The 9,631-nt window shown below is 37.8% G+C and carries 6 protein-coding genes and 1 tRNA gene; 2 read left to right on the forward strand and 5 right to left on the reverse strand.

Annotated elements, in window-relative coordinates; genetic code table 11:
• From A9239_RS10205 to A9239_RS10225, 5 genes are all read right to left on the reverse strand, one after another.
• Positions 1-1,122 (reverse strand): PKD domain-containing protein (locus A9239_RS10205; protein ID WP_141706430.1); only part of this gene is annotated, 1,122 nt, incomplete at its 3' end.
• 542 nt (positions 1,123-1,664) lie between these two features.
• Positions 1,665-2,633: a right-handed parallel beta-helix repeat-containing protein gene (locus A9239_RS10210; RefSeq protein WP_048156712.1), complete on the reverse strand. Its 969-nt coding sequence runs from the start codon at positions 2,631-2,633 to the stop codon at positions 1,665-1,667.
• 894 nt (positions 2,634-3,527) lie between these two features.
• Positions 3,528-4,496, reverse strand: a complete 969-nt coding sequence (locus tag A9239_RS10215; protein WP_048156709.1) for a right-handed parallel beta-helix repeat-containing protein — start codon at positions 4,494-4,496, stop codon at positions 3,528-3,530.
• Positions 4,497-6,209: 1,713 nt separating this feature from the next.
• Positions 6,210-6,287, reverse strand: a tRNA-Pro gene (locus tag A9239_RS10220).
• A 213-nt stretch (positions 6,288-6,500) separates the two neighbouring features.
• On the reverse strand, positions 6,501-7,040 hold the full coding sequence (locus A9239_RS10225; protein ID WP_176722129.1) for a CDP-alcohol phosphatidyltransferase family protein: 540 nt from the start codon (positions 7,038-7,040) through the stop codon (positions 6,501-6,503).
• A gap of 599 nt (positions 7,041-7,639) precedes the next feature.
• Here A9239_RS10225 and A9239_RS10230 point away from each other — a divergent pair.
• Both A9239_RS10230 and A9239_RS18995 read left to right on the forward strand, forming a co-directional pair.
• On the forward strand, positions 7,640-8,788 hold the full coding sequence (locus A9239_RS10230) for a (Fe-S)-binding protein (RefSeq protein WP_048120093.1): 1,149 nt from the start codon (positions 7,640-7,642) through the stop codon (positions 8,786-8,788).
• A gap of 462 nt (positions 8,789-9,250) precedes the next feature.
• Entirely contained in the window at positions 9,251-9,367 is a 117-nt protein-coding gene (locus tag A9239_RS18995; RefSeq protein ID WP_230628809.1) for a hypothetical protein, read from the forward strand.
• Positions 9,368-9,631: the final 264 nt, after the last annotated feature.

A 9,631-nucleotide genomic window follows, 5' to 3' on the forward strand; every position in this document is an offset into this window, starting at 1 on the left:
TGTTACCGTGTTACTACCTACAGCATTCTTTACTGTTAAGCTAACAGTATATACTCCTGCTTTTGAATACTTGTGAGTCGGATTCTGGTGGAATGACTTTGATCCATCTCCAAAGTTCCATATCCACTTTGTGGGTGTTCCTGTGCTTGTGTCAGTAAATTTAACCTTCAGTGGTGCTTTCCCATAAGTTAGAGAAGCAGAAAATGCAGCAACAGGGAGGTTTGGTTCTGGTTCTTCACTTGAAATAGTGCTCATGTAAATATCGTAGTTTCCATTACGATTATCGGTATATACTACTCTGTTACCATAGATAGCAGGATCATCCCAACCATAGCTGGTAATTTTAAACTTCTGATTAGTGGAAAGATCGCACATGTATATACCATGATATTCCCCACCATCGTCCTCCCCACCATCATCCTTCCACAATATCCTGTTACCATAGATAGCAGGAGACACCTGGTTATCTGGACTGCTGGTTATCTGAGTTTCCTTTTTAGTAGAAATATCATACATATAGATATCATAGTTTCCTTCGCGGTCGTCGGCATATACTATCCTGTTACCGTAAATAGCAGGGTTGTCTGCTGGTCCGCTGCTGGTTATCTGAGTTTCCTTTTTAGTGTAGAGATCGTACATGTAAATATCATATTTATAATCATTATCTCGGTCATCCAGCCAAACTATTTTATTACCATAAATAGCAGGATTGTATGCTCGTCCATTGGTGGTGATTTGAGTTTCCCTGGAAGTGGAAAGGTCATACATGTAGATCTGCCAGTATTCCTCGTAACCATGTGTCCACACTATCTTGTCGCCGTAGACTGCAGAGTTCCCCGTATCTTCATACCCAGATTCATAATTAGAGATTTGAGTTTCCTTTTTAGTGGAGAGATCATACATGTAGATATTACAGCTTCCATTGCGCTTATCCGTCCACACTATCCTATTCCCATAGATTGCAGGATCCCATTGATATGATGTATTAGTGGTGATCTGAGTTTCGGTGACCGTGGGCGAACCGCTTTCAGCTGTAGCTGCTGATGCTGCGGAAGAAAATAAAAGCAAAACTAAGGATATTGAAAATAAGATTATTTCATAAATGGCCTCTTTTTTCTTCATTAAACTCACATATAGTATTCAGTTAGAAAAATTTAATTCAATTGTTAAACTTCTAGAAACTATACTTAAATTTTTTCATTTTTTAGTATATATTTATAAAAGTAAGTTTTATTTGCTTATTTATAAAAAAATCTAATTTTATAGGCTCAAATCTTTTAAATATATGGGAAGATACAATGCTAAAAAACGGAAAAAGAGAAAACATGATAAAAAGAAAAGAATAAAATGATAAAAAGAAAAGAATAAAATGATAAAAAGAAAAGAATGAAATGATAAAAAGAACAGAAAGAAAAAACATTAAAAATCAATAAAGAGAGAACAGTTTCCTGTCCACATTCTTCCAGGCAATTATTTGTGGGCAAAGTACGCCACACATTTGTCTATTTCTACCGCTTCGATCCTGCAAAAACTAACTCGAACTGTGTGATTCTGTTCTGTACGTATGTGCAAACGCTTAATGTTGAATACGTTCTATCTGTTGAATACATTCCATCTGTTGAATATGTTCCACTTGTTGAATATCTTCGATCGTGTTTGTTGAATCAGTTGGCAACATAGCCGTATCCATATCCTTTTGCTACCCAATTCTCAAGACTGTGATCAAATGGTTCTAATATGTTTGAGCCGGATCCTACCATAACGTAAGGCGATACAGCCCACATAACGTTATCATAAACATTAATTGATCCGTTTGCATTAAAACTCCCAATGCCTGCACTGCTGCTTGATCCTTTGAAATCGTGCATGATATTATGATGGACATTCACGTTCGTCAGTGAATTTACCATCTCAACGCAACACCATCCAGACTCGGCACTACCTGAAAACGTATTGTGATCCACTTCGATGTTTGTGCAATCGTTTATTCTGACACCTGTATTGGTTTGAACCTCAACATCACAGTTATACATTCTGGAATCCTTAGTACCTGATAAGAATCCTACACCATCATGCCCGGTCGAATGCATTCTGCAGTTATATACTTCTATTCCAGAGCTTTTAGTGATTCTTACACCATCACTATACAAATAGCGGGTGAATAAAATATCATGTATTTTACTATCCTTCGAAGACCGGAATTGTATGCAGTTTCGATAGCCTCCGTGACCTCCATCACCAGGCCCGGTCGCCGTACTTTTGAACTGAAGATCGCATACTTCAACGTTGGAGACACCTGACCCGAATATATATGCAGGTGCTCCTCCAGAGTTACAAACTGAACCGGTAGCAAATATTATTGTATCGTCGCCTGCACCTTTCAGTACCACATTAGATTTCAAAACTATGGGTGCACTTATCTGATAAGTGCCAGCACCAAGGAAAACATATCCAGAGTTACTTGATGTCGCTCCTGATGCTACGGTATTTATTGCATTATTAATTTCATTCTGGGCATCGGATCCAGACGTCGGATTTATAGTTATTGTTTTCTGTCCGCCTAAAGCAGCGGGCACGGTTGTTAAAATAAGACATATTATCAGGAATAGGGTTCCTACCTGCCTTTTTAGCATCGTATCACCTTTGGGTTGGATTTGGAATTTGGTTCTCTGCGATTTATGTGGGTCAGACATATTGCACACAGAGTCTCGCTCTCCAATCACATTATAGGGGTCAGTCATTGGAAGTGAGATTGGACATTAGAAGTTTTTGCTTTTATCATTCAAAACTTGTTACTGACCAAAGATGTTATTCTTCTGGTCAATACATCCTGTTTCACTAACTACGACCTCTAGCAAAGTCAACTTGATTAAAAAGTTTTTCTATTCCTCTTGTTTAATTACTAAGTTGACATTCCAGAATTAGAAATGTTATATTATAAAATAGTTTGTATTTTTTTAAAAAAATTTAAAAAATAAATACAGCAATATCTTAAAAAATCATAAAAGTTATTAAAGAGTAACTGAACTTACTTGAATACTTCTGCCATTAACCTCAAAAATTCGGAATAAAGCTATATAATTTTTAAGAAACTGGGCAATAAAATACTTTTGTTTTCCTTATAGTAACTGAAAATTTATATGACGAAACGTAAAACCCCTGAAATGTGTTAATGGCAACGTGCCAATTTTTCTGTAAAATCACAAATCTCAAGAGTCATTATATAAAAAATTTCAGGTAGAAAGATTAATTTTCTCCATAGTACACAACTTTCTCATTATTGGAATAAGCAAAAAAGTTAACGGAAAGTAGATAAAAGAAAGAGAACAGTTTCATATTCTCCTTTTATCAGAAAATAAATTGTGGGCAAAGTATGCCACAACTTTGTCTTCCTCTTCTTCATTGATCCTGCAAATTCCGAACGAACTATACGAGTTCAAACTGTAAGATCATGTACTGTAGTACGTATGTGCAGGACTCTTAACGCGGAATATATTATCTATTGAATATGTGTCGTGTTTGTTGAATTAGTTGTTAAGAGAGCCGTATCCATAACCTTTTGCGACCCAATTCTTAACGCTGTGGTCAGATGGTCCTAGTATATTTGAGCCTGATCCTACCGCAACGTACGGCGACACATTCCACATAACATTATCATGAACGCTAATTGATCCGCTTGCATGAATATTTCCAATGCCTGCACTGCTGCTTGAGCCTTTAAAGTCATGCATTATATTATGATGGACATTTGCATTTGTCAGTGAATTTTCCAGCTCAACGCAGCACCAGCCAGAACCGGTACTACCTGAAAAGGTATTGTGATCCACTTCAACATTCACGCAATTGTCTATCCTGACACCTGTATTGGTTTGAACCTCAACATCACAGTTATACATTCTGGAATTCTTAGTACCTGATAAGAATGATACACCGTCGTGTCCTACGGAATGCATCCTGCAGTTGTATATTTCTATTCCAGAACTTTTACTGATTCTGACACCATCACCGTACAGATAGCGAGTGAATAAAATATCATGTACTTTACTATCACTCGAAGACGTGAATTTTATGCAGTTTCTATAATCTCCGTGACCTCCATCACCAGGTCCGGTCGCCGTACTTTTGAACTGAAGGTCGCATACTTCAACGTTGGAGACACCTGGCCCGAATATATATGCAGGTGCTCCTCCAGAGTTACAAACTGAACCGGTAGCAAAGATTATTGTATCGTCGCCTGCACCTTTCAGTACCACATTAGATTTCATAACTATAGGTGCACTTATCTTATAAGTGCCAGCACTAAGGAGAACATATCCAGGGTTACTTGATGTCGCTCCTGATGCTACGGAATTTATTGCATTATTAATTGCAGTCTGGGCACCTGATCCAGACGTCGGTTTTACAGTTATTGTGTTCTGTGCGCCTAACACAGCGGGTACGGTTGTTAAAATAAGGCATGTTACCAGGAATAGGGTTCCTATCTGTCTTTTTAGCATCGTATCACCTTTGGGTTGGGTTTGGAATTTGAGTGGACTCAAAAAACCATAGGGTTAGAGCCTATTTTTTCCCAAAGCACATACGGTCGTTAAACTAAGGTATGCTGTCAGGAATAGGGGTTCCTGATTTATTTTTAGCATCGTATCACCTTTGGGTTGGATTTGGAATCTGCGTAAACTCAAAAAACTATAAAATAGTTATATTTCTCCAACAGTTGATACGATTGTTAAAATAAGACCTGCTATAAGGAATAGGGTTCCTGTCTGTCTTTTTAGCATTGTATCGCCTATAAGGTTGGACTTATTTGAGTAAACTCAAAAATCCAGGATAATCGCATACTCTTTCCCAGATATTTCTCAAAATTCCATATTACGTACTCGTAATGTTTTTCCGAACTATCTAATTAGACCGAGTTCATATCAAATATCTAATTACGCCGGGTCTATACGGTAATTCAAAGATTCTTATTACGTCTGCGTAATATTTTTGAATCTATCCATTCAGTTCTCTGCGATTTATGTGGGGCAGACACGTTGCACACAGAGTCTCACTCTCCAATCACATTATAGTGATCAGTCATTGGAAGTGGGGCCGGATATTAGAATTTTTGGCTTCTATCATTCAAAACCTGTTACTGGCCATAGGATGTGATTCCCTCTGGGCAATAATTACTTTTTTACTAATACGGCCTTTAGCCATGTCAACTCTTCTGAAAGGTTTTTTCCTCTCTGTTCTTTAGCTAAGTTGACATCCAGGGTTTATACAGGTTATATTATAAAATATTTTTGTATTTTTTAAAAAAATCTAGGAAAGTATGCAATATACAGCACTATAAAGTTATTAAAAAGTAATTAAATATTATGAAACAGCTTGATTGTATCTATCTTTCCGCAAGTGCAATAAGAAGCTGTACTATGAATTGTGTCATAAGCTACCTTTTCCATTTGAGGTAAGTCTAATGTGACATGCATAAATGGTAATGTTTGTGTGTGAAGCTCACACGACAATATTAAGAACTCAAGGAACCTGACTTTGATATATCACTAGTAAAAATATTCAGGTACCCAGCGAAAGATTCTGGGTATCATAATTTTATCTGACACAGTTTCCTCTATCAACGACCCAGAAATACTTTATGAATTTTAATTTTAAGTATGTGTGAGTCGTATAATAGTATATTGGAAGTATAATCATATATAACTTTTTATCGCCCCAATTTTTTAAATATAATAATTAACTGTTATTTTTAACATAACATGAAAATACAAAATTGAATTGGCACCCACTACTCCTATTGATTCTCTGCTTCTTATCAAATTTAAGCTTTGTATGGTAATTCACTGATCAGTTTAGCAATAGTTTGAAAAACCATAATTAGGACAACTTTACTACCCAAGGTAATGACGAGATCAATAATCAAAAAAGGGTGAATTGAAAAGTACTTTCATTTCTTTGTGCTTGTTATTAGAAGAATATCATATGCGTTTAGTCTGATAGTTTAATATTAAACATAAAAAGTATAAACCAAACATAAAAAATACAGCAGGTTACTTCTGTTCTAATACAATGAAAACAACGAAAGAATCTGAGAATTGAACAAGAAGAGCTAAATTGAACAAGAAAACAAAAACAAATAAAGCCCCATGGATAAATGCAACAACGAGTAAAGTCTATCAAAATTAACGTATAAATAAAAGTTTGAAATAAAAATTTGGTGGGGCCGCTGAGATTTGGACTCAGGTCGCAAGACCCCCAGTCTTGCAGGATGGACCAGGCTACCCTACGGCCCCGCAGAGCAGGTTGTACTTCCTCAATGGCAAACCTCTTTGTTCACCATCGTTAACTATTGTAATCAAATATGTAGTATAAATGAGTATCGGTGGAAGAGCGTAGAGAAATTCTTTTCACTATATTTTTTACAATAGTCCATAACTCATAGACGTCATCCTTATCTGAATTTCTTAGTAGAATCTACTCTATTACGGTTTTTGGAAATCAGCTTCTTAAGGCTTACCCAATATGCTTTTTGCCCTAAGGACTCTCTGGATAATGGTAATGTGGGAAAACACAGCTACAAGTACCAGAGCCCAGCTTAGAAAACCTGAAATTCCGCCCAGGGCCAGGAGAATCATTCTTTCCGTACGTTCGGCAATTCCTACTGACAGTTTCCGGCAGCCTGCGGATTCCGCACGGGCACGAGTGTAACTTACCAGGAAAGAGCCTATCAGGGCAAAGCCTGCCCAGAGCCAGCCTTCTATTTGCACAATCGGGGGAAGGACAAGCCTGCCGTTAACCGCGCCTGCTATTATTCCTAAGAACATTAGACCATCGGAGTACCGGTCACAAACCGAATCGAGCACGCCTCCAAAAGGCGTAATTCGGCCTTTTGCCCTTGCAACTCCTCCGTCAAGGACATCAAAAATCCCGCTAAAAAGAATAAGAAGACCACCTGCAAAAGGTTTGCCCAGCGCAAATGCTGCCCCTGCAGCGATGCTTACGGCAAAACCCAGCAACGTGAGGGTATTCGGAGATAAGGGAATCAGGCGGGCAATAGGAATTATCAGCTTTCTTGCGCTGTTTTTGAGTTCGTTGAAGATATTTAACCCCTTCCTTTTACTGGCTGCGTATATAGCTACATATAGATGATAGTATGGTTGAATATTAGCTTATCTTTTTTGGGAATAAACCTGTCCGCACTTCTAATCTGTTATTAAGGTTTTCCTGAAGTTCATGAACAGTTATCCGGACAGAATGTAGACAGGGGGAATAAAAGAATTTCTGTCAAAAAGAGAATGTTTAAAGATTTTCTGGCAATTTTAAAGGATTTTTTCAGTTACTTACTGACTTCGCAGTAGTTTCTGAGTGGTTTTTATGATCTCTAAGCGGTTTGTGAGTGATTCTCGTGAACCTTTAAGTGGTTTCTAGGGTTTCTTTCAAGAAATAACTTATAAAATTCATATCAAGGAGGAAGCTTTAAGAATTTCCTGTCAAAAAGGAAGTTTTAATGATCCCCTATTAAAGATATCTGTTAAAAATACCTGCTAAAAGTACCTGTAAAAATAGCTGTTAAAAATACCTGTTAAAAATGGACATTATAAAGAGACAATAAGTCGCATGAATTTAAAATGATATGGAGTTAAAAATGGACATCGTAGAAAAACACAGGTCAGAGTGTAAAGAATGTGGACAATGCTTTAAGGTTTGCCCTCGCTACAATGACCCGGGTTTGTTTAACCGGTTGTATGGATATCTGGAAGGAAAATCGGAAATTGATGCAGACTATCTGCTGCGCTGCCTTACCTGCGGGCTCTGTATAAATGCCTGCCCAGTGGGATTGGGAATAAAAACGCTAATTTCTCCTGCTAGGAAGAAGTGGGTCAGTGAACATGGACTTACCGACAGGCAGACAATGCTAGACCCTGGAGCTGAGAACAACCTCTTTAAGAAGATTGCCGAGCTGGACGAAACTCCTGCGTATAAAGAAAGTTCAGGTTCAGTAGTCTATTTTCCTGGCTGTGCAGGTACGTATATTAACAAAATTATGGCACAGGCTGCGATTGCGCTGCTGGATAAGGCCGCAGTCGATTATACTGTTCTGAGTGGGGTCGAATACTGCTGCGGAGCCGTATCTGCGGGAGCCGGAGATCCAGGTCCTATTCACAGGAACGGACAGCGGAACATTGAAGAAATCCGGAAAAGGGGAGCTAAAACTCTCATTACAGCATGTCCTGGCTGTTTTAAGGCATTTAAAGATATCTACCCTCGAATTTTTGGGAAACTTGATTTTCAGGTGCTGCACGTTTCCCAGTACCTTGAGCTTCTTATAAAGGAAGGAAAACTCACACCTGAAACTGTGCTCAAGCATAAAGTCTTTTATCATGATCCATGTCATCTGACCAGGGCAATGGGAGTATATCAAGAAGCAAGAGATGTGCTTGAGCAAATTCCTGGCACCGAACTTGCCAACAAAACCCCTGAAAATTCGGCATGTTGCGGCTATGGAGGTGGAGTAAGGGTCAATTATCCATCTGAGTCCCTGGATGTGGCATCTGACCGCTACAGAGCTGCCGAAAAAATGGGATGTGATATAATTATCACGAATTGCGGGGGCTGCATGCAGAATCTTATTGAAGCCGGACAGAACGAAAAAATAAGAGTTTTTGACCTTGCCGAATACCTTTCCCTCGCCTGCGGAATAAAAATCGAGAGGGAAGATCCTAAAATGCTGAAACTCGTCAACAGGGCTTATAAACTCTGTATTTCTGGATATGGAGGCTCAGAAGGCTTATAATCTACCTTTTACTCCCCATATCCTTTTTGATTTCATTACTTTTTTGATTTCACTATCTTTTTGATTTCACTATCTTTTTGATTTCATTATATTTTTGATTTCACTATCTTTTTGATTTCACTATCTTTTTGATTTCATTACCTTTTTGTCAAAAGAAACCTGTCATTTGCAACATACAGGACAGATGTAAAGCTGGCAAGATCTGTACCCACTGTGATTACATGATAAAAAGTCTCGTGACTCATGAAAGGCTCTTTCTGTAGCTTATTTCAGCTTTGCGATTAAGGAACTATTTACTAATCCTTTCCCTTTACGAATCTGTTCCGGAAGCTTCCAAATTAAGGTAACTATAGATGACATACCTTTTTTTTAACGAATAAAAAGATATATATATTGTCACATAGTACAATGATTGCCGGCTATCTGATTTGAAAGGACGCAAATAGAGATAAAGGTAAAAGGGTGAGACAAATAGCAGTCTACGGAAAAGGAATTACTGGAATGTCCACTGCAATGCAAAATCTGACTACGGATTTTTCGACCATAGGCAACAAAATTTTGCTTGTAGGGTGGACTTGAGAGCAGATTTCACCAGAATGCTACTGGTGATCTGAACCGGAATAAACTTTATAAAAGTACACTTTCGATATTTAATATTTATATTTTTTGATAATTCTATTTTATTTTCTTCCTTAATATACTAGGAGTTACGCAGTTGGCTCCTAGCATATTGTTTTTTCCAAACTTTCAAATATTTGAATTAATTTAACGTGTATTGGGGATTCCTTAAGTATTCTGTCACTGCCACTCTTCTATTTTTCTTAGCACTTTCAAACCAGGATA

This window comes from Methanosarcina sp. A14, from assembly GCF_001729375.1.
GTDB classification, from domain to species: Archaea; Halobacteriota; Methanosarcinia; order Methanosarcinales; family Methanosarcinaceae; genus Methanosarcina; species Methanosarcina barkeri.